This is a genomic window from Planococcus massiliensis (genome assembly GCF_000821325.1).
Taxonomy (GTDB): domain Bacteria; phylum Bacillota; class Bacilli; order Bacillales_A; family Planococcaceae; genus Planococcus; species Planococcus ruber.
Genome location: NZ_CCXS01000001.1, coordinates 3,125,127 through 3,143,828, shown reverse-complemented (window position 1 = coordinate 3,143,828; position 18,702 = coordinate 3,125,127). Strand labels below are relative to the sequence as shown.

Annotated in this window: 17 protein-coding genes; 15 read left to right on the top strand and 2 right to left on the bottom strand. The window is 46.9% G+C overall.

Features of this window, described 5'->3' with window-relative positions; all coding sequences use genetic code 11:
• Positions 1-12: 12 nt before the first annotated feature.
• Genes BN1080_RS15660 through BN1080_RS15645 form a run of 4 tightly spaced genes read left to right on the top strand, consistent with a single transcriptional unit; the run spans position 13 to position 4,416 of the window.
• The gene (locus BN1080_RS15660) at positions 13-1,515 is read left to right on the top strand and encodes a class I adenylate-forming enzyme family protein (RefSeq protein ID WP_052653594.1); all 1,503 of its coding nucleotides are present in this window, start codon (positions 13-15) and stop codon (positions 1,513-1,515) included.
• 31 nt (positions 1,516-1,546) lie between these two features.
• On the top strand, positions 1,547-2,728 hold the full coding sequence (locus BN1080_RS15655; RefSeq protein ID WP_052653591.1) for an acetyl-CoA C-acetyltransferase: 1,182 nt from the start codon (positions 1,547-1,549) through the stop codon (positions 2,726-2,728).
• Positions 2,721-3,623, top strand: a complete 903-nt coding sequence (locus BN1080_RS15650; protein WP_052653588.1) for an NAD(P)H-dependent flavin oxidoreductase — start codon at positions 2,721-2,723, stop codon at positions 3,621-3,623. Before BN1080_RS15655 ends, BN1080_RS15650 begins: the two co-directional genes overlap by 8 nt.
• Positions 3,607-4,416 (top strand): enoyl-CoA hydratase-related protein, encoded by an 810-nt coding sequence (locus BN1080_RS15645; protein WP_110925673.1) that lies wholly within the window; start codon positions 3,607-3,609, stop codon positions 4,414-4,416. The genes BN1080_RS15650 and BN1080_RS15645 overlap by 17 nt, the downstream gene beginning before the upstream one ends.
• A gap of 45 nt (positions 4,417-4,461) precedes the next feature.
• On the opposite strand, the gene BN1080_RS15640 is transcribed toward BN1080_RS15645, so the two are convergent.
• Positions 4,462-5,049, bottom strand: coding sequence for a hypothetical protein (locus tag BN1080_RS15640; protein ID WP_052653582.1), 588 nt, complete (start codon positions 5,047-5,049; stop codon positions 4,462-4,464).
• Between the two features lie 173 nt (positions 5,050-5,222).
• Between BN1080_RS15640 and BN1080_RS15635 the strand changes: the two genes are divergently transcribed.
• The 11 genes from BN1080_RS15635 (at position 5,223) to BN1080_RS15590 (ending at position 16,670) form a co-directional block, all read left to right on the top strand.
• Positions 5,223-6,785 (top strand): fatty acid--CoA ligase, encoded by a 1,563-nt coding sequence (locus tag BN1080_RS15635; RefSeq protein ID WP_052653579.1) that lies wholly within the window; start codon positions 5,223-5,225, stop codon positions 6,783-6,785.
• Positions 6,786-6,849: 64 nt separating this feature from the next.
• Positions 6,850-7,242, top strand: coding sequence for a hotdog fold thioesterase (locus tag BN1080_RS15630; protein WP_052653576.1), 393 nt, complete (start codon positions 6,850-6,852; stop codon positions 7,240-7,242).
• Between the two features lie 164 nt (positions 7,243-7,406).
• A complete protein-coding gene (locus BN1080_RS17290) occupies positions 7,407-7,556 on the top strand; it encodes a hypothetical protein (protein ID WP_199876636.1) in 150 nt (49 codons plus the stop codon).
• Between the two features lie 109 nt (positions 7,557-7,665).
• On the top strand, positions 7,666-8,628 hold the full coding sequence (locus BN1080_RS15625) for a hypothetical protein (protein WP_052653573.1): 963 nt from the start codon (positions 7,666-7,668) through the stop codon (positions 8,626-8,628).
• Positions 8,629-8,730: 102 nt separating this feature from the next.
• Complete coding sequence (locus BN1080_RS15620) at positions 8,731-10,395, top strand: formate--tetrahydrofolate ligase (protein WP_052653570.1); 1,665 nt, start codon at positions 8,731-8,733, stop codon at positions 10,393-10,395.
• Positions 10,396-10,397: 2 nt separating this feature from the next.
• On the top strand, positions 10,398-10,619 hold the full coding sequence (locus BN1080_RS15615) for a hypothetical protein (RefSeq protein ID WP_052653567.1): 222 nt from the start codon (positions 10,398-10,400) through the stop codon (positions 10,617-10,619).
• A 166-nt stretch (positions 10,620-10,785) separates the two neighbouring features.
• Positions 10,786-11,292, top strand: a complete 507-nt coding sequence (locus BN1080_RS15610; RefSeq protein ID WP_052653564.1) for an RrF2 family transcriptional regulator — start codon at positions 10,786-10,788, stop codon at positions 11,290-11,292.
• Positions 11,289-14,126, top strand: a complete 2,838-nt coding sequence (locus BN1080_RS15605; protein WP_052653561.1) for a YhgE/Pip domain-containing protein — start codon at positions 11,289-11,291, stop codon at positions 14,124-14,126. Before BN1080_RS15610 ends, BN1080_RS15605 begins: the two co-directional genes overlap by 4 nt.
• Positions 14,127-14,239: 113 nt before the next feature.
• Positions 14,240-14,740 carry a TspO/MBR family protein gene (locus BN1080_RS15600; RefSeq protein ID WP_052653558.1) on the top strand — a complete coding sequence of 167 codons (501 nt, stop codon included), beginning with the start codon at positions 14,240-14,242 and terminating at the stop codon, positions 14,738-14,740.
• Between the two features lie 127 nt (positions 14,741-14,867).
• On the top strand, positions 14,868-15,482 hold the full coding sequence (locus tag BN1080_RS15595) for a PH domain-containing protein (protein WP_052653555.1): 615 nt from the start codon (positions 14,868-14,870) through the stop codon (positions 15,480-15,482).
• Positions 15,483-15,695: 213 nt separating this feature from the next.
• Complete coding sequence (locus BN1080_RS15590) at positions 15,696-16,670, top strand: proline dehydrogenase family protein (protein WP_052653552.1); 975 nt, start codon at positions 15,696-15,698, stop codon at positions 16,668-16,670.
• Between the two features lie 37 nt (positions 16,671-16,707).
• On the opposite strand, the gene BN1080_RS15585 is transcribed toward BN1080_RS15590, so the two are convergent.
• The gene (locus tag BN1080_RS15585) at positions 16,708-17,964 is read right to left on the bottom strand and encodes an MFS transporter (RefSeq protein ID WP_052653549.1); all 1,257 of its coding nucleotides are present in this window, start codon (positions 17,962-17,964) and stop codon (positions 16,708-16,710) included.
• Positions 17,965-18,702: the final 738 nt, after the last annotated feature.

The following is an 18,702-nucleotide window of genomic DNA, read 5'->3' as shown; positions in this document are numbered from 1 at the left end:
AGGGGGAAAAATATGTTCATTACCGAAAGCATTGCCCATTACGCTGAACGCCAGCCGGAAAAAATCTACACGACTTATGAAGGGAGAACTTGGACGTACCATTCCTTTTATGAAAAAGCGAAACGCGTAGCCAGTTATTTTCAACAGAAAGGCTATGAAAAAGATGACATTATCGCGCTGTATGCGTTAAATTCGGATATTTTCCTCGTCTGCTATTTCGGTATTCAATTAGGCGGATTTACCGCGATGCCTGTAAACACCAAGCTGGCAGCGCCGGAGGTGGAATATATTTTCTTGAATTCCGAAGCGAAAGCGCTGATTTATGACGTCCGGATTGAAGAGACGATCCAAAAGACTGCGCATTCATTTCAAGACGTTCTTCAAATTGGCGGCGAAGATAGGGTAGGACAAGTGATTGCGGACGAAGCGCTGATTTTCCGGCCGGTCGCCCTGCAGCCGGAAGATACGGCCGTGGTCATGTACACTTCCGGAACGACTGGAAAACCGAAAGGGGTCATGTTGACCCATGCGAATATCCGCGCGGCGGCTGAAATTTGGTCGGAAGCGATGGCCATTACAGAGAATGACCGGATGCTGGTCGCGACGCCGCTATTTCATTGTGCGGCCGCGCATGTATTTGTCGTCCCTGTTACCTATAAGGGCGGCTCCCTTATTATAGAAGAAGCTTTTTCGCCCGATCGCACAGTCCGCATGCTTCAAGAGTCAGCGCCAACGATGTTTTTCGGCGTACCGGCCATGTATAGCATCCTATTGAATATGCCGGCTATCCGGGAAACCCGATTGCCGGCACTTCGGCTGTTCTGCTACGGAGCTGCGCCGATGCCGTATGAACTGGTGAAAAAGTTGAAAGAAATCTTTCCGGATGTCGGCCTGCAAAATTGCTACGGGCAAACCGAGAATGCACCGGCGGCTTCGTCACTGAAAGATGAATTTGCGCTCGATAAAATCGGCTCCGTCGGTGAAGTGCTGCCCCAAACGGAAATCCGCATCGCGGATGAATTCGGCGAATCGCTGCCTGCTGGGCAAGTGGGTGAAATTGTGGTCAAAGGACCGCAGGTGATGAAAGGCTACTTGCGCAATGAGGAAGCGACCCATCAGACAATCCGGAACGGCTGGCTTTATACGGGAGATCTGGGGAAGTTTGATGAAGACGGATTATTGTATATCGTTGACCGGAAAAAAGACATGATTATCCGCGGAGGTGAAAATGTCTATCCCGTTGAAGTCGAAGAAGTCCTTTATCAGATTCCGCAGTTGCTGGAAGCAGCGGTGGTAGGGGTGCCGCATGAAGTCTACGGGGAAGTGCCGAAAGCTTACGCTGTGAAAAAGCAGGGCCAGAAAATTTCAGAACAAGCGATTAAAGACTATTGCGCGACTCAACTGGCCAAATACAAAGTGCCTTTGGAAGTCGAATTCATGGAAGAATTGCCAAGAAACGCCTCAGGAAAAGTGTTGAAGCATACGTTGCGGAAAGCGGAAAACACGGTTTCGTAACGAACAGGAAATTCGAAAGGGGAATAGGAAAATGGAGAATGTGTATTTAGTGGACGGAGCAAGAACAGCCTTTACTTCTTTTGGAGGGTCATTTGCTAATGTAGAAGCGACGGAACTTGGAACAGCAACCGCAATCGAGGCGTTGAAGCGTTCGAATGTCAAAGCGGAAGATATCGACCACGTCATTTACGGCAATGTCATTCACTCAAGCCTGAATGCGGCCTATTTGGCGCGGCACATCGGGTTGAAAGCTGGAGTGCCGAAAGAAGTGCCGGCACTTACATTAAATCGGCTTTGCGGTTCGGGAGCGCAGGCAGTGGTTTCAGCGGCGCAGCATATTTTGCTTGGTGAAGCGGATCTTGTGCTGGCTGGCGGTGCGGAAAATATGTCGATGTCGCCTTACTCGAATTTCAAGCAGCGTTTCAATGGATCCAAGATGGGCAACATGCAATTTGAAGATATGCTGACGGCCACGCTGACAGATCAATATACCGGCAACGGCATGGGAATGACAGCGGAGAAACTGGCTGAACAGTATTCAATTTCCCGCGAAGAACAGGATGCGTATGCCGTAGAATCCAACCAAAAAGCAGCAGCGGCGTCGGACAATGGCGTATTTACCGAAGAGATCGTCGGTGTTGAAGTGAAAACAAGAAAAGGCACTGCACTCATTGACAAAGATGAACACATCAAACCCGATGCCAATGCAGAAAAACTTTCGACGCTCCGCCCTTCATTTAAAAAAGACGGGACGGTCACAGCCGGAAATGCATCCGGCATTAATGACGGCGCAGCGTCAGTCGTAGTGGCGGGCCAAGCGGCCGTCGACAAGCATGGTTTAAAGCCGATTGCCCGCATCGTTTCCTGGGGAGTTGCAGGGGTCGACCCGACCGTGATGGGGATCGGACCTGTGCCGGCGATTAAACAAGCCTTATCTCGCGCGGGCTTGTCGTTGGAAGAGATGGACCTCATTGAAGTGAATGAAGCATTTGCCGCCCAATATTTGGCGGTCGAAAAAGAGCTGGGGCTCGACCGCAGCAAAGTGAACGTCCACGGCGGAGCGATTGCCCTCGGGCATCCGGTGGGGGCGAGCGGTGCCCGGGTCTTGTTGTCAGCCGCATACGAATTGAAGCGCCGCGGCGGCAAGTACGCAGTTGCAAGCCTGTGCATCGGAGGCGGCCAAGGAATTGCGGTGGTGATTGAGCATGCTTAAACTGCCGGTCATCGTCTCGCCGATGTTTCTTGTCTCTACGCCTAAAATGGTCATCGAATCCAGCAATGCAGGCGTCATCGGATCCTTTCCTCTTTTAAATGCCCGGCCGATTGAGCAATGCGCGGCTTGGCTGGAAGAAGTGAAAACTGCTCTTGGCGATAAGCCTTGGGCAGTCAATTTCATCTGCCATCGCGGGTCGAATAAACGCTATGAAGAAGATTTGGAAATGATCCAGCGCTATGAGCCGCCAATCGTCATCACTTCACTTGGTTCGCCGGCTGAAGTGATCGAAATCGTTCATGCATATGGCGGATTGATCTATTCGGATGTGGCCAATGTCCGGCATGCGAAAAAAGCGGCCGCAAGCGGAGTCGACGGATTGGTGCTGGTGAGTGCCGGAGCTGGCGGCCATGGCGGAACATTAAATCCTTTCGCTTTCATTGCCGCAGTCAAAGCCTTTTATACAGGCACGATTATTTTATCCGGCTCTCTTTCGACGGGAGCAGATGTCGCTGCTGCCAGAATGATGGGAGCTGACTATGCATATATGGGCACCCGTTTTTTAGCAGCTGATGAAAGCATTGCCCCTGAAGAATACAAACAAATGGTCATCGATTCTTCGATTGAAGATATCCTCTATACCGATTCATTTAGCGGAGTGCCTGTGAATGTGCTTGTTCCGAGCTTGGTCAAACAAGGAATCGATCCGAAAACCTTGAAGCCAAAAGAGGAGATTGATTTATCTCATTTAGTCAATGCGAAAGCGTGGCGCGATATCTGGTCTGCCGGCCACGGCGTCACTACCATTACAAAACGGGAAACGACGAAAGAGATTGTGGAAACTTTGATTGCTGAGTATGAGGAAGGAGTGGCTAAACTTGTACGAAACGATTAAAACGGAGTTAGAGGACGGCATCTTGACGCTGACCTTGAACCGTCCGGACAAAATGAACGCCTATACGGAAAAAATGAATGAGGAGCTTTTGGATTTCTATAAAAACGTGAACAAGGATGACGCGGTCCGTGTCATTGTGGTGACCGGCAGCGGCCGGGCATTTTGTGCAGGCATGGATTTATCCGAAGGAGGCTCGACATTTTCTTCCGAGCAATCGGCTGAAGATTATCGGGATCTAGGCGGACAGGTCAGCTTGCAGGTATATGAAGTGAACAAGCCGATCATTGCGGCGATTAATGGGCCGGCTGTCGGGATCGGCATGACGATGACTTTGCCGATGGATATCCGGATTGTGAAAAAAGATGCAAAAATCGGTTTTGTTTTTGGACGCCGTGGAATTGGCCCGGAAGCAGGTTCGGGCTGGTTTTTGCCGCGGCTTGTCGGCATCGGAAAAGCCCTGGAATGGACCCTGACTGGCCGGTATATCCCGACGGGTGAAGCTGTCAGCAGCGGACTGGTTCAATATGAGTCGGATGAACCGCTAGCAAAAGCTTATGAAATTGCACGCGAGATTGCCGAAAACACAGCGGCCACTTCCAATAGTTTTACGCGGCAGCTTCTATGGAAGATGCTCGGGCAAGACCATCCGGAAGCTTCTCATTTAATTGAATCGAAATTTTTGCACTGGGCCGGGCAAAACGCTGATGCCAATGAAGGAATTCAGTCGTTCGTTGAAAAACGTCCGGCTGAATTCCCGATGAAAGCGAGCGGGCTGCCCGAGTTTTTTAAATAAAGAAAAGGAGTGGACCCAAATTATTTTGGTGCCACTCCTTTTTCTTTATTTAACTTTTGTGTTGATGTATTTGTAAATGCTTTGGAAATCAGCGCCGATGTTGGAAGCATTCTTCATGGCATCGGCATACCAGGATTCCAATTGTGCCAGTTCGTTGGAGTGTAAGCTTTTCTGGTTTGCTGTTTTGTCGACAAAGAGATTGATGCCGTTCACCCGGTTTTGAAAATGCGGAATGTGCTGGCGAAAACGATCAGCAATTGTCGGATTGAACAACATGCCAAGATGAATAATCCCGTTATTGATATATTCTTCCGCATATAAAGCCGCTCCTGCAGTTGCCAATTGGTCGGAGAGCTCAGGATTTTCCAATTTCTCTACAGTATGTGGAACCAACTTTTTTACGGTCGCAAGAATGGCCAGCAATTCTTGCTGCTGTTCTTTTGACAAACCGTTTTTTGTGTCGAAGTTTTGGAATATCTCACTGGTTTTATCGAGCAATGACGGCAAACTGTCGATTTCAAGCTTTTCGGGCACTGCTCCGAGCATGCTTTTCACTTTTCCGTAGACAAATAAACGCTGAAGATATCCGTAAAGCAAAACGATGCCATTGTATTGAACTTCTAAAGGATTCATTTTCATCCCCCCCCATTCTGTTTTCTCTTTACCCATTATATCGGGTCTTGAAAAGTTGAATAGAATCGATTAAATTTTCTGAAAAGTTATTGCGTTGTTCTCATAAATCTGACATCATTAAAGGTGGAAACAAAATGAATTGCTGTTCATAAAAAGGTGAAGGGGTTGGGGGAATGTACGCAACGCTCGGCAGAATTTTTGATCAGACAGTGAGTAAATTACCGGACAAGGAAGCGATTGTGGATTTGCGAAGAGGCTATCGCTGGACGTATCTTCAATGGGACGCAGAAGTAAACCGTTTGGCTAATGCTTTGACTGCAGCAGGAGTTGAAAAAGGCGACCGTGTTTCCACCTATCTTTTTAATAATATTGAACTGCCGACTGCCATGTTTGCCTGCGCCAAAATTGGTGCGATATTCAATCCGATCAATTTCCGTTTGAAATCTGAAGAACTTGCTTTTATTTTAACTGATGCCAGCCCTAAAATTGTTTTATTTGAAGAGGCTTTGAAGGAGCCGGTAGCTGCTATTCAAGCTGATTTTCCCAATATCGGCTTCTGGTTTATCGATGCAGAAACGCCAGATTATGCAAAGAACTACAACGAAATCACGCAATCTTCTCCAACCGGAAAACCGGCTGTAGAAGTGGAGGAAACGGACACTTATGCCATCATGTATACGAGCGGCACGACGGGTCGGCCAAAAGGCGTGATCCACCGCCACCGGGATATGGCAGAACAGAGCCTCGTATGCATCGCGCTGTTAAAATATACGCCGAAAGACATTGGGTTGGTCGCTGCGCCGATGTTCCATTGTGCGGAATTGCATTGCAATATCATTCCGCGGGTCCAGTCGGGCGCCTCCAGCATCATCATGCATCAATTCCATCCGGCCATTGCACTGGACATCATTCATAAAGAAGGCATCACCGTGATGTTTGCAGTGCCGACCATGTGGAGCATGATGGCGCAAATGGAAGGGGCAGCTTCTAAAGTCGATACGCTGAGATGCGGACTATACGGGGCAGCTCCAATGGCGCCGGTTTTGGTCAAACAAGTAAAAGAAATACTCGGCATCGATTTGATCCAGGCTTATGGACAGACGGAAATGGGGCCGGCCATTACATTTCTTGCGGAAGATGAGCAGCTGACGAAAGCCGGTTCTGCAGGGCGGGCTGCCTATAACCATGAAATCCGGATTGTTCAGCCAAATGAAGACGGGCCATCGGAACCCGATGCCATCCTAAAGCCTGGCGAAGTTGGAGAAATCATCGTTAGGGGCCCTTCGATGATGGTCGGCTATTTTAACCGGCCGGATGCCACAGAAAAAGCGCTGTACAAAGGCTGGTATCATTCAAGCGATCTCGGATTCATGGATGAAGACGGCTATTTGTATGTAGCGGACCGCGTCGATGATATGATTATCAGCGGCGGCGAAAATATTTATCCGCGGGAAGTGGAAGATGTCCTTCATGAACACGAAGCGGTAATGGATGTAGCGGTTCTTGGCATGCCGGATGAGAAGTGGGGAGAATCGGTGCTGGCGTTCATCGTTTCAAAAGACCCTTCTCTAACGGCAGAAGAGCTGGAAGAATTTTGTGTAAAAAATGAAAACCTGGCACGCTTTAAGCGTCCAAGACACTACCGTTTCGTGGATGAACTGCCGCGCAACGCCAGCGGAAAGATCCAAAAGTTCCTCTTGCGCGAACAGAAAATTGAGAGCGGTTCCAATTCCTAGCGGCAAACAATCTTTTGCATTTCCAGGAACTGATTTTGATTGAAGAGAAGGGAAGTTGTAGTAGATGAAGATGAAGCCAGTAGAACAGACCATTGCAGGAGTGCTCGGTATCGAATTTACCGAAATGGAAGAGAATCGGGTAGTGGCCACGATGCCGGTCCATGCTGCCACGCATCAGCCTTTTGGGCAGCTGCATGGCGGCGCTTCTGTCGTGCTTGCCGAATCAGTAGCAAGTGTGGGCACTTGGAACTTGATCGACCAGGAAACGGAGTATGCGGTCGGTTTGGAGATCAATGCCAATCATTTAAGAGGCAAGCAAGATGGTCTGGTGACAGCTATTGGGACGCCGCTCCATAAAGGGCGGACCACCATGGTGTGGGACATCAAAATTGTCGATGAACAAGAACGGCTTATTTGCGTGTCGCGCTGTACAGTTGCCATCGTGAAGAAAAAATAAGATGAAGCCCTGCCTTCCAGATCCACTGGGAGGCAGGGCTTTTCTCTTTGAGAAAGAGCCATGCGCTAAAGTTCATGCGTATATTTTCCTGAAAAATGCATTATCCGTTTATCAATTTTTTATCAGGGAATAGGGGGGATAATAAAAAGTTAGGGAGGGATTGCATGGCTAGAGATAAAAACAAAGATGAGCTGCAGAACAAGCAATTGGAACAGGAATTCAGAGAGCAGGCACAGGAATCTCGCGAGGATCTCGATTTTCCGGAAGAGCGCAGAAATGTTGCCGACTCGGACGATAAGGAAAATGGCCGTTGATTGAAACTCCCCCGCATCCGGATTGTCCGGTCTGCGGGGTTTTTGTTTAAAGGGCTTTTGTCTGCGTGATAAAATATACATAAACAGATTGAGAAAGTGAGTGGAAAAGATGTTTAATTCCATAACAGAGTTGATGGAAGCGAAAGCTTATCCAGATAAACGAGCGATTTCCTGGAACCGGATATGTGAAGAAGAGGCCTTATCCGAGGAATTTATCCGAGCTAACAGCGGCCAAGTCAATTGGTATTTGGTGTCGGGCCATCAAGTGCTATCGGAGGCTTTTATCCGGGAGTTTAGCCACCGGCTGTATTGGCATGCAGTTGCAGCGGAACAGATGCTTTCTGAGTCATTTATCGAAGAGTTCAGCCAAGCGGCTAAATGGCAGCCGGCACTTGAAGGCTTGACGAAGCGCCAAGTGAAAACCTTCGAAAAAGAAGGCCGGGAGTTTGACGACAAGAAATATTGGACCCTGATTTCGATGAAAAAGAACGTCAATCATGGCAAGGGTTTGTCTCCGGCTTTTATCGAGAAGCATCAGGACCGTTTATCATGGAAGGCGCTCTCGCTGTTTCAGAAATTGCCGATGTCATTGATTGACCGACATCCAGAAAAAGTCGATTGGAACAGCATTACCCGCAACCAATGCTTGACGGAGCGTTTTATCGAGAAATACCGGCATCTAGTGGAATGGGAAACCATCTCTTTTCATCAAAATCTTTCCGAGCGCTTCATCAACCGCCATCATTCGAAAATGAATTATATTTCTGCTGAAAAAGAGCGTTCGGAAGGGTTTCTTTATAACCATTTGGAGAAAATGGATGCAGCTTCTGTCGTGGCGCATCAAAATTTGCGAAATGTAAAAAAATACGAACCCTTCACCATTTTTGTTATTGAAAAGAATGGGTTGAAAAAATACATCATTAAATTCCACGAAAATGAGGAGTCGGAAACCGATGCCATCCGCATCGCAGAAGATGAAGAACTCTACGAACAATTGGAAGAGAACGGCTTAGATGCCGTGATTGAAGAGGATTTTCCGGAATTGATCTTAAGTGGGTTTTTCAAATTTTAACCAGGCTTGCAAAAGAGGCCGCCTTCTTTTTTAAGGAGGCGGTTTTTTCTTTTCTTCCAAGGGCAAGGTATAATAAAAGAAAAATTGAAAGTGGGGAAATGAATGTCGAACACGGATTTATCCATTGCTTCAAATGCGGAGATCTTGCCTATCGGAGAAATTGCAGAAAGAGCGGGAATTCCAGCGGACGCCCTTGAGCTATACGGAAAATACAAAGCGAAAATCGACGTTCAAGCGCTGCTTCCAGCTGCACGGCTTGGAAAAGTGGTGTTAGTGACGGCCATCAGCCCGACTCCGGCGGGAGAAGGAAAGTCTACCGTTACGGTAGGGATTGCAGATGCATTCAGCCAATTGAAGGAATCGGTCATTGTGGCTCTTCGTGAACCATCGCTTGGTCCGGTCATGGGCGTAAAAGGCGGGGCGACCGGCGGCGGATTTGCCCAAGTGTTGCCGATGGAAGACATCAACCTGCATTTTACCGGAGATATTCACGCCATCACTTCCGCGAATAACGCCCTTGCTGCTTTTATTGACAATCACCTGCACCAGGGCAACGCGCTCCAAATCGATCCTCGGAGAATTACGTGGAAACGGGCTCTCGATATGAATGACCGCGCGCTCCGCCAAGTGACGATTGGCCTTGGCGGACCTGCACAAGGAGTGCCGCGCCAAGACGGGTTTGATATTACGGTAGCTTCTGAAATCATGGCAGTCTTATGTTTGGCCACTTCTATAGAAGACTTGAAAGAGCGCTTGGCCCAGATGGTCATCGGCTACACTTACGGGAAAGAACCGGTCACGGTTCGGGACCTCGGAGTGGAAGGAGCCCTGGCGCTGCTTTTAAAAGAAGCTTTTAAACCAAATCTCGTGCAGACAATTGAAGGGACGCCGGCCATTATCCATGGCGGCCCATTTGCGAATATTGCCCATGGCTGCAATTCTTTAATGGCGACCAATACAGCAAGGCAGCTGGCGGATATTGTGGTGACTGAAGCCGGTTTTGGTGCCGATCTCGGTGCTGAAAAATTTATGCATATCAAATCGCGCAAAGGCGGTTTCCATCCGGATGCTGTCGTGATTGTTGCGACCGTTCGGGCGTTGAAGATGCACGGCGGAATTGCCAAAGGTTTATTGGGTGAAGAAAATCCGGAAGCCGTGAGACGCGGCATGGTCAATTTGGCCAAGCATGTCGATACAATCCGTCAATTTGGAATTGAACCTGTGGTGGCGTTAAACCGTTTTCTTACAGACAGCGACGCTGAAATTGGCGAAATTATGGAATGGGCAGCAGCTTCAGGCGTTCAAGCGGCGTTAACCAATGTATGGGAACAAGGAGGAGCTGGCGGTTTGGAATTGGCGAAACTGGTGAAGCAAGAACTGGACCGTCCGACAAATTTTGCTCCTCTTTATGATGAAACTGACGCCGTAGAAGAAAAGCTCCAAACCATTGTCCAAAAAGTCTACGGCGGGGCAGCGGTCCAATTGACGGACCAAGCCCAAAAGCAACTGGCGGAATTGAAGAAATACGGCTGGGACGAGTTGCCGATCTGTATGGCGAAAACTCAATATTCCTTATCCGACCAACCGAAATTGCTTGGCCGTCCGGAAGGATTCATCGTCACCATCCGGGAGATTATTCCAAAACTTGGCGCTGGCTTCTTAGTTTGCTTGACGGGCGATATCATGACGATGCCAGGACTGCCTAAACAGCCCGCAGCATTAAAAATGGATGTTGGGCCAGATGGAAAAGCTATCGGGTTGTTTTAAACATGAAACATGAAATTTCGCTTATTGATTATGTGGAACAGGGAAGTTCAATTTATATTCAATTAACGGTTTTCGATGGGAATCTTCAGCAAAGGTTCCAAAATGAAGTGCGTTTTTTGGATGAGCTGTTGTACGGGGAGCTTGTCCATCCAAAGGATTCGCCGCTAACGGAAAGCTGCCGGCTTGAAGTGATCGGCTATTTAAAAAAATATTTTAACCGCTGAAATTAGAGATGCCCCTTGCTTCGACTGCCATTGAAGCAAGGGGCATTTTTTTATTGGCTAAAGGGAGAATCTAGGCCTTGCAATCCGAGTGAAAAAGTGGTTTACTACTTTATAGACATAATATATCCATAATGGATAATAGAAGTAGAAGTAGAGGAGTGGAATCATGCAGCTAACCAAAAAAGTGGAACAGGCGATTTGCATCATCGTGCTGCTCGCCACACAAGAAAGCAACGCGCCATTAGCTTCGGATGAAATCAGCAAACGATTGGGCGTATCGCCTTCATATATGAAAAAAATCACGAGAAAGCTGGTTGTGCAAGGAATTGCCATGTCCGTTTCAGGGAACAACGGCGGCGTTTCCCTCGCTAAGTCAGTTGACGACATCAGTATGCTGGATGTCATTGAAGCAATGGAAGGCCCGATCCGGATGTACCCGGACACCGGCTTGATCGGGCTGGCATTTCATGACGGGAAATATGCGGAACGCGGCCAAAATATTTTGCGGAATGTATTTGCACAAGGCGACAATCTGCTGATTGAATATTTTTCGAAAGTGTCAGCAGGAGATTTATTGAAAGAAGGATTTGGAGTGGAAAATTTACCGACTTTAAACTGGAATAGAGAATCTCTCAGTGATGTACTACCATGGGAATCAGGTGATGACAAGTGAATACAGTGAAAATGGAGTGGAAGAAACTTCTTTCTAAACCATTATTGATCGGCACGATGTTTGTCTTGATGTTCATCCCTATCATATATGGAGGATTTTTCCTCGGAGCTTCATGGGATCCTTACGGCAAAACAGACCGTTTGCCGGTAGCTGTCGTCAATCAGGACCAGCCGGCAGAATACGAAGGAACACAGCTGGCAGTCGGAGATGAACTCGTCGACAATTTAAAAGAAAATGAGGATCTGGAATGGCATTTTACCGATGCGAAAGAAGCGGAAAAAGGGATGGAGGAAGGAAAATACTTCATGGTTTTGACGATCCCGGAAGATTTTTCATTTAATGCTTCCACAGTGATGGGCGTTCAGCCGAAAACGATGAACCTTCAATACGAGACCAACCCCGGACGCGGATTTTTCATTGAAGCGGTTAGCAAGCAAGCGACAGCGGATATTCGGGAACAAATTTCAGAAAGTGTCACGAAAGAATATGTAAAAGCTGTCTTTGACCAGATCCGGACCATTGGAGATGGCATGGACGAAGCGGCGGATGGCGCAGGGCAGCTGACGGACGGCGCTGCAGAAATCCATAAAGGAAATGCAACACTCAGTGAAAAACTGGGGGAACTGGCAACGGGTACGTTAACCTTCAAGCAAGGCGCTGAAAAATTGGAAGTGGGCGCTGGTCAATTTGCAGCAGGAGCCGCCCAATTGGACGAAGGTGCCGGGCAGCTTCGAACTGGAATATTTGCGTACACGGATGGAGTCGGCCAATTGCAGAGCGGTATAGCGGGATTGGCTGACGGTGCTTCCCAGCTGACAGCGGGCGGTTCAGAACTTGTCGAAGGATCAGCCGCTTTAGCAGATGGCCTTGGAAACTTGCTTCCAGGCGCACAGCAATTGAACAGCGGATTGGCAGATGCCGAAAACGGCAGCGGCCAGCTGAATGCAGGGCTTCAAGAACTGCAATCCAAAACAGCAGCATTGGCGGGGCCGGATTCGGGAATCCAAAAATTAGCAAATGGCCAGCAAGCATTGAATGACGGCCTCAATGAGTTGGCATCGGGAAGTTCTGCCTTGGAACAAGGGCTTACGGCGCTTCAACAAGGATTGCCGAGCCAAGATCAAATCACTAGCCTTCAACAAGGTCTTTCAAGCATTCAGGAGAATGCCGAAAAATTAGCGGCTGTGGCATCTGCGGGGGATGCGAACAGTGCGGCTTCGCTGCAAGCCAATTTGGCGGCAGCCCAGCAGGCCTTGGAGGAATTGAAGGTCTCTTCATCCAATGCAGCAGAAGCGGTAAAAAGCACCTCTGCTTATGGTGCCTTGACGCCCGAGCAGCAAAGTGAATTGATCGGGGCAATCGAACAAAGCGCTGCCACGCAGTCAGCCAATCAACAAGCGTCTATCGACAAGTTGGCTGGGAACTTGGCAGCAGTCAATTCAGATTTGAACAATGGCATTTTACCGGCTTTCCAGTCGCTTGGATCATTGCCTGAACAAGCAGCGGGCTTATCCGGTGCCATCGCACAAGTGAACTCGGGTGCAAGCGCCGCTTTGGGTGGATATGAAACCATTCGGCAAGCGTTGAACGGCAAACTGATCCCGGGTGCTGGATCGCTGACAACAGGCATCAATGAAGCTGCGGCGGGAAGTGGACAATTGCTTTCAGGCGTCAACGAAGCGGCAAGCACTTTGCCGCAGCTGGCTGGAGCAGTGGACAGTCTGGCAAAAGGAAGTGAATCGCTGAGTCAAGGCGTTTCTGCATTGTCCGCCGGTTCTAACGGCTTGGTGGAAGGTGCAGGCGCATTGAAAGAAGGTTCAGCGCAGCTTCAGCAAGGGACCGCTGCTTATACAGAAGGCGTCGCTAAAGTAGCAGATGGAACAAACGAACTTAAACAAGGCGCCGATGAACTGGCAGGAAATTCGGCAACTCTTCAATCGGGAGCGGACGATTTGGCTTCTGGGATTTCTTCATTGAACGACGGTGCACCGGCACTCATCAATGGTGTCAATGAACTGGCCAGCGGAGCTGCAGGCATTGGCGACGGCGCGGAAGCGCTGAAGAGCGGCGCTGGAGAACTAGGCGACGGAGCTGCCAAGCTGGAAACAGGTTCAACGGAACTTGCCGACCGTTTGGCGGAAGGAGCACAAGAAATCAACGGCACTGATTTGTCGGATGCCAACTATGAAATGATTGCGGCACCGGCAACCGCTACCGAAAGCAAAAAGAGCGAAGTGCCGAACTACGGCCATGCGATGGCTCCGTACATTTTGTCATTAGGCCTTTACGTAGGGGCTTTGTCTTTCAATTTAGTATTTCCGATCAACGGACGTCCAAGCCATCCTACTTCGGGAGCTGCTTGGTGGCTCAGCAAGTTTTTGCTTGGCTTTGTCCAAGCAACGGCCGCAGCCTTGATTGTGGATGCCATCATGATTTTCGGCTTCCATCTGCAAGTGGACCATGTGGGAGAATTTATCGCCATTTCGATTGTTACCTCATTGGCCTATATGTTCTTGATCATGTTCTTGAGCATTGCTCTTGGAAATCCTGGGCGTTTTATCGCTATGATCATTCTGGTCCTTCAGCTTGGTGCAAGCGGCGGTACGTTCCCAATTGAATTAACCAATTCATTTTTCCAAAATGTGCATGATTTCGTTCCGATGAGCTATGCGCTTCTCGGTTTCCGGGAGTCGATGTCCTCGGCTTACGGAAGTGGAACGTTCATCTTGAGCGTATCCGTTCTTGCCGCTTGCGTCGTGGTTTTCAATCTCCTCTTGTGGGCAATTTTAAGCGTGAGAAACCACAAAATGGCGAAACTGGCTGCTTCAAATTAAACTAAACCATCTCCTTATCCGCTGCTGAAGCGGACACGGGAGATGGTTTTTTGTTTATGGCCTTTTCTTAAAGGAAAAAGTAGTAAAGAAAAGATTCGTAAGGAGGAGAAATAATGGAAGTGTTGAAAGCAGACGGCCAATTCAACGGCAAAAAATTAGCGTTAAGTGTACTGGTTCCGGTGGTTGGCGGCTCAATTATCGGGGCTCTTGCCAATCGCAATACGCAAGAAAAATACAAACGGTTGAAAAAACCATCTTTTTCGCCGCCGCCATGGGTTTTTCCGACAGTTTGGACTACGCTTTATACAACTATGGGACTAGCGAAGTACCGGGTAGATGAAAAATCGGATAGCCAAGAAGAGCGCAGAAATACATTGGCTCCTTATGACATTCAATTAGGGCTCAATTTCCTCTGGTCATTCCTGTTCTTTAAACGGGGAATGCGCGGCACCGCTTTAATTGAAATGACGGCTTTGCTTGGCGTTCTGACCTTGACCACTTACGAATTTTTCGGTGTGGACAAACTGGCTGGATCGCTCATGATCCCGTATATTGCCTGGGTGGCCTTTGCGCTGGGATTGAATTATTCAGTTTGGAAGTTAAATAAAGAATGAAAACGGATAGCCAGTCGACTAAAGATTGGCTATCTATTTATTAAACTGACAAAATTTTGGTGTAGGCATGAATCATATTTGATAGAATAAGGGGGAATGATATTCATCTTGAAAAGGGGAACTGGCGATGTTCAAAAAAATGGCTTCAGAAGCTCTAGGATTATCCGATATCGGAAAAATCATTGACCCACAAGACTACGATAAAACGGATGCAGACGATTATGTCATGCACGAAGACCAGGAAAAAATCTATTTCTTGATCAAAACAAAAGCGGACGAATATTGCTTTACCAATTTGGCGCTGATCCATGTGGACGGCGAAAGTGCCATGTCTTCAAAACGCACGTTAAAAAGATTCCCGTATTCACAAAACTCGATTTCAGATGTAGTAATGGAAACAGCCGGAAAAATCGATTTGGATATTGAAATTAAATTTAAATTAGGGCAGATCGCTTACAGCATCGATGTCCAAAAAGATCAAATTGAGCGTCTGAAAGATTTGTATAAATCCCTCCTGCGCATTGCTGAAATTACGCATGAAAATGAAATCATTACAGCGATGGCAAACGAAAGCCTGAATAAAGCGGTAACTGTGCTTCAAAATTCGCGCCCGAATGATGTGGCAATGGACGTCCAATATTCCAAGCTGACGGATTTCGGCTTCACGTGGATGACTTCTGTCCGAAACCAATATCACATTAAAGATTTTGGCGATGTTTTTGAAAAGTATATCAATAACTGATCGAAACTCCTCGAAAGCTTCTAGCTTCGAGGAGTTTTTTAGATGAAAGCTCATACAATTTTGAGAGTTTTAGCAACCATTTTTAATTCCAACTAAAATAATGGTGCGGGTTCAGAAAAAAAGGATTACAATATAGATGCTTGAATCTAAGGGAAAAGGCCCTTTTCTTTTAGGTAAACAGGCTTTTGGTGAATTGTATCAGGAGGGAAGAAAATGTTAAAAGATGTGTTTATCGGATTGTCGCAAAATCAATTTTTGACAGCTGCTGCAAAGAAATACGGCCTTAAATTAGGTGCGCAAACAGTGGTAGCAGGGACAAATATTGAAGAGACAATCGCAAGTATCCGTGAATTGAATGCTCAAGGAATCAGCTGTACCGTTGATAACCTTGGAGAATTCGTTTTTGAAAAAGAAGAAGCATTAAAAGCGAAGAACAGTATTTTGGAAGTCATTGAAAGCATTCATGCGAACGGGGTAGACGCACATATTTCCTTAAAGCCTACTCAGATCGGTTTAGATATCGACTATGATTTCTGCTATGAGAACTTAAAAGAAATCGTGGATGCGGCAAGCAAATACGATATGCATATCAACATCGACATGGAGGATTATGGACATGTCCAGCCTTCATACGATTTAATCGATGAATTATTAAAAGAATACGATAACGTGGGAACCGTTATCCAATCTTATTTCTATAGAGCAGAAGATGACATAAAAGAACGGAAAGACCTTCGTTTGCGAATTGTAAAAGGCGCTTATAAAGAACCGGCAGAGTATGCTTACCAGACGCGCGAAGAAATCGATGCGAATTTCATCGCGTTGATCGAATACCATCTCTTGCACGGCAAATTCACTTCGATTGCAACGCATGACCACCATATCATCAATCACGTCATCCAATTCGTCGAAGAAAACGAGATTCCGTTGGAGAAATTCGAATTCCAAATGCTTTACGGTTTCCGGAAAGACATGCAATTGGATTTGGCGAATAAAGGCTATAATTTCTGTACGTATGTGCCTTTTGGCGACGACTGGTACGGCTATTTCATGCGCAGACTGGCTGAACGCCCGCAAAACTTGAATCTTGTGGCAAAACAAGTATTTAATAAGCGGACAAATACAGCGATCGGCCTTGTAGCAGGAGCATTCTTGCTTGGCCGCCTCACTTCGAAAAAGAAAAAATAAACATCAAAGGAGGGCTCCTCGACGGAGCCCTCCTTTTTTATTCGTCTGCGAGTTTGCGTTTTCCAAAGATGAAGTAATAGTAGATGGACGAAACGATGTAAAGTCCTGCAGTGATAGTGAACGCATAGGCATAGCCCCAGTATGATCCGAAAGCGACCACGAGCCCGGCAGCAATTGGACCCATCGTGGCCCATCCAACATTGAAGACCACTTGGTTGAGCGAGTTCGCCAAGCCTTTGTACTTATCGTGCACCACTTCCATGGCAATCGCACTTTGGATCGGGTTGCCGGCATTCATCAATGCCTGCCTCAAAAGAAAACCGATGGCCGCAAGAAACAGGGAAGTCGTATAAGCGGTTAAAATCAAAAACGGTATAGACAGCACCTGGAAGATGATCAAGGCTTTGACTTTGCCGACTTTTTGGACCAGCATGGGGCCGATCAGCATCGCAACAGCCGTCATCGCAGAGCCCAGCGACAAAATAAGGCCGATGTACGTATTGGATGCATCGAATCGGTTGGAAAAATAAAGATTCAAATAGGGGACAACAAGTCCGGAGCCAAGCCCGATCAGGAGACTCGCGAACGAAAAGTGGAAAATGATGATCAAATTCTTTTTGAGATTGATGTCAGTTGCAGGGACAAGCGGGTCACTGCTCTCTTTTTCTTGTATTTCAGCGGAACGGCTTTTTAAAGAAAGCAAAGGGATTAGGCCGCAGCTGTAAATGAAGGCCCCGGTAAGCAATGACCAGCGGATGGCCGTGACCGCCTCCATATCCAGGATCGTCTGAAATACATCCGAAACCACTCCGCCGAGCAGGCTGCCGACGACATTGGCGACCGTCATCAAGGCAAAATAGATGCTGAACATCTGCACGCGCTCCGAAGCTTTTGAATTCTCCGCTAAAAAAGGCACCCCAGAGACTTGGACAAACGCCATAAACAGGCCGGTTAGAAAAGCGGCTGTAACAAGAGGTGTTTCTGTAACCGTAAAGCTGCGGTAAAAAAGAGTCATGGCACCAAAAACCGCCCCTAAAATGATGATCCATTTGCGCCCGAACCGGTCGCTCAAAAACCCTGCCGGAATCAGCATGAGAGCAGAGGCTGTGGCTGTCATGGAAATCACTTTGCCATTGACGGTTTCGGGCATGCCGAGTTCTTTAATATAGAGGTTATACATCACCATAAAAACGCCTAACCCGATTTGGATCAGCACATTTGCCAGCATGAAAAATTTAATATTTCGGTTATAGGAGGAGAAATTCAACTTCCAATTGTCAATCCAAGCCTTCATATCCGTCCACTCATTTCGTCTTTTTAATATTTCGCCTCTCTAAATATAAAGTTTTCAAAAGCCGAAAGCAAACAGTAAAATTAGAAATCAGAGCATTCGTACGCAATAAGTCCTCGTCTGCTGTATAGGCATTAAAACTCATGGCCATAATAACGTTAGAGAAGAAAGGCGGTATCTTAAAAATAAGCTAAGAAAAAGCCCGGTTGGTTAAAACAACAAAAAGAATTAAAGATCTTGCAAATTTTTTAAGATGAAAATTATAGAAGTATTTCTTTACAGCAGAATTACAAAGATGACAAATAGATTAAAATGGGTATTTTGTATTCCATGATGTTGAGGTTTTTATTAGTTATTTGAGATTCAAATAAAAGTGGTTTTCTGGAATAATTTTCAATTAGGTGCATCGGTTCATTTTAAAAAAATGAGGCGCTATAAGAAAGAGAGAGTGGAAGTCTGTGATTCATGCGAATCCTTTGTTTTATATGAAATAAGGCTATTTTCTATATTTGTTATTAAAAATTTTAGTTCTTTTGGCACGTCTAAGATATTTAGGTATAGTTTATCAATTAAAAAAATTCAATAATATTACATATTTTTTCTTGTATAGTGTTAACAACAACTTAGACAGAAGCAATGACACCATGACGCTGGGCACCAAAATTATTTGGGGAAGGGGGACGGGTGTATTTTTTTGCCTTTCGATATCGCTCTAAAGGCAAACCAGGGAATAAAATGTTG

Bases quoted from the DNA above. Each gene is read 5' to 3' on its own strand.
- BN1080_RS15630 (WP_052653576.1), top strand. From the start codon at position 6,850: ATGAAGATGAAGCCAGTAGAACAGACCATTGCAGGAGTGCTCGGTATC.
- BN1080_RS15590 (WP_052653552.1), top strand. From the start codon at position 15,696: ATGTTAAAAGATGTGTTTATCGGATTGTCGCAAAATCAATTTTTGACA.
- BN1080_RS15640 (WP_052653582.1), bottom strand. From the start codon at position 5,049: ATGAATCCTTTAGAAGTTCAATACAATGGCATCGTTTTGCTTTACGGA.
- BN1080_RS17290 (WP_199876636.1), top strand. From the start codon at position 7,407: ATGGCTAGAGATAAAAACAAAGATGAGCTGCAGAACAAGCAATTGGAA.
- BN1080_RS15650 (WP_052653588.1), top strand. From the start codon at position 2,721: ATGCTTAAACTGCCGGTCATCGTCTCGCCGATGTTTCTTGTCTCTACG.
- BN1080_RS15585 (WP_052653549.1), bottom strand. From the start codon at position 17,964: ATGAAGGCTTGGATTGACAATTGGAAGTTGAATTTCTCCTCCTATAAC.
- BN1080_RS15625 (WP_052653573.1), top strand. From the start codon at position 7,666: ATGTTTAATTCCATAACAGAGTTGATGGAAGCGAAAGCTTATCCAGAT.
- BN1080_RS15655 (WP_052653591.1), top strand. From the start codon at position 1,547: ATGGAGAATGTGTATTTAGTGGACGGAGCAAGAACAGCCTTTACTTCT.
- BN1080_RS15615 (WP_052653567.1), top strand. From the start codon at position 10,398: ATGAAACATGAAATTTCGCTTATTGATTATGTGGAACAGGGAAGTTCA.
- BN1080_RS15635 (WP_052653579.1), top strand. From the start codon at position 5,223: ATGTACGCAACGCTCGGCAGAATTTTTGATCAGACAGTGAGTAAATTA.
- BN1080_RS15610 (WP_052653564.1), top strand. From the start codon at position 10,786: ATGCAGCTAACCAAAAAAGTGGAACAGGCGATTTGCATCATCGTGCTG.
- BN1080_RS15660 (WP_052653594.1), top strand. From the start codon at position 13: ATGTTCATTACCGAAAGCATTGCCCATTACGCTGAACGCCAGCCGGAA.
- BN1080_RS15600 (WP_052653558.1), top strand. From the start codon at position 14,240: ATGGAAGTGTTGAAAGCAGACGGCCAATTCAACGGCAAAAAATTAGCG.
- BN1080_RS15620 (WP_052653570.1), top strand. From the start codon at position 8,731: ATGTCGAACACGGATTTATCCATTGCTTCAAATGCGGAGATCTTGCCT.
- BN1080_RS15595 (WP_052653555.1), top strand. From the start codon at position 14,868: ATGTTCAAAAAAATGGCTTCAGAAGCTCTAGGATTATCCGATATCGGA.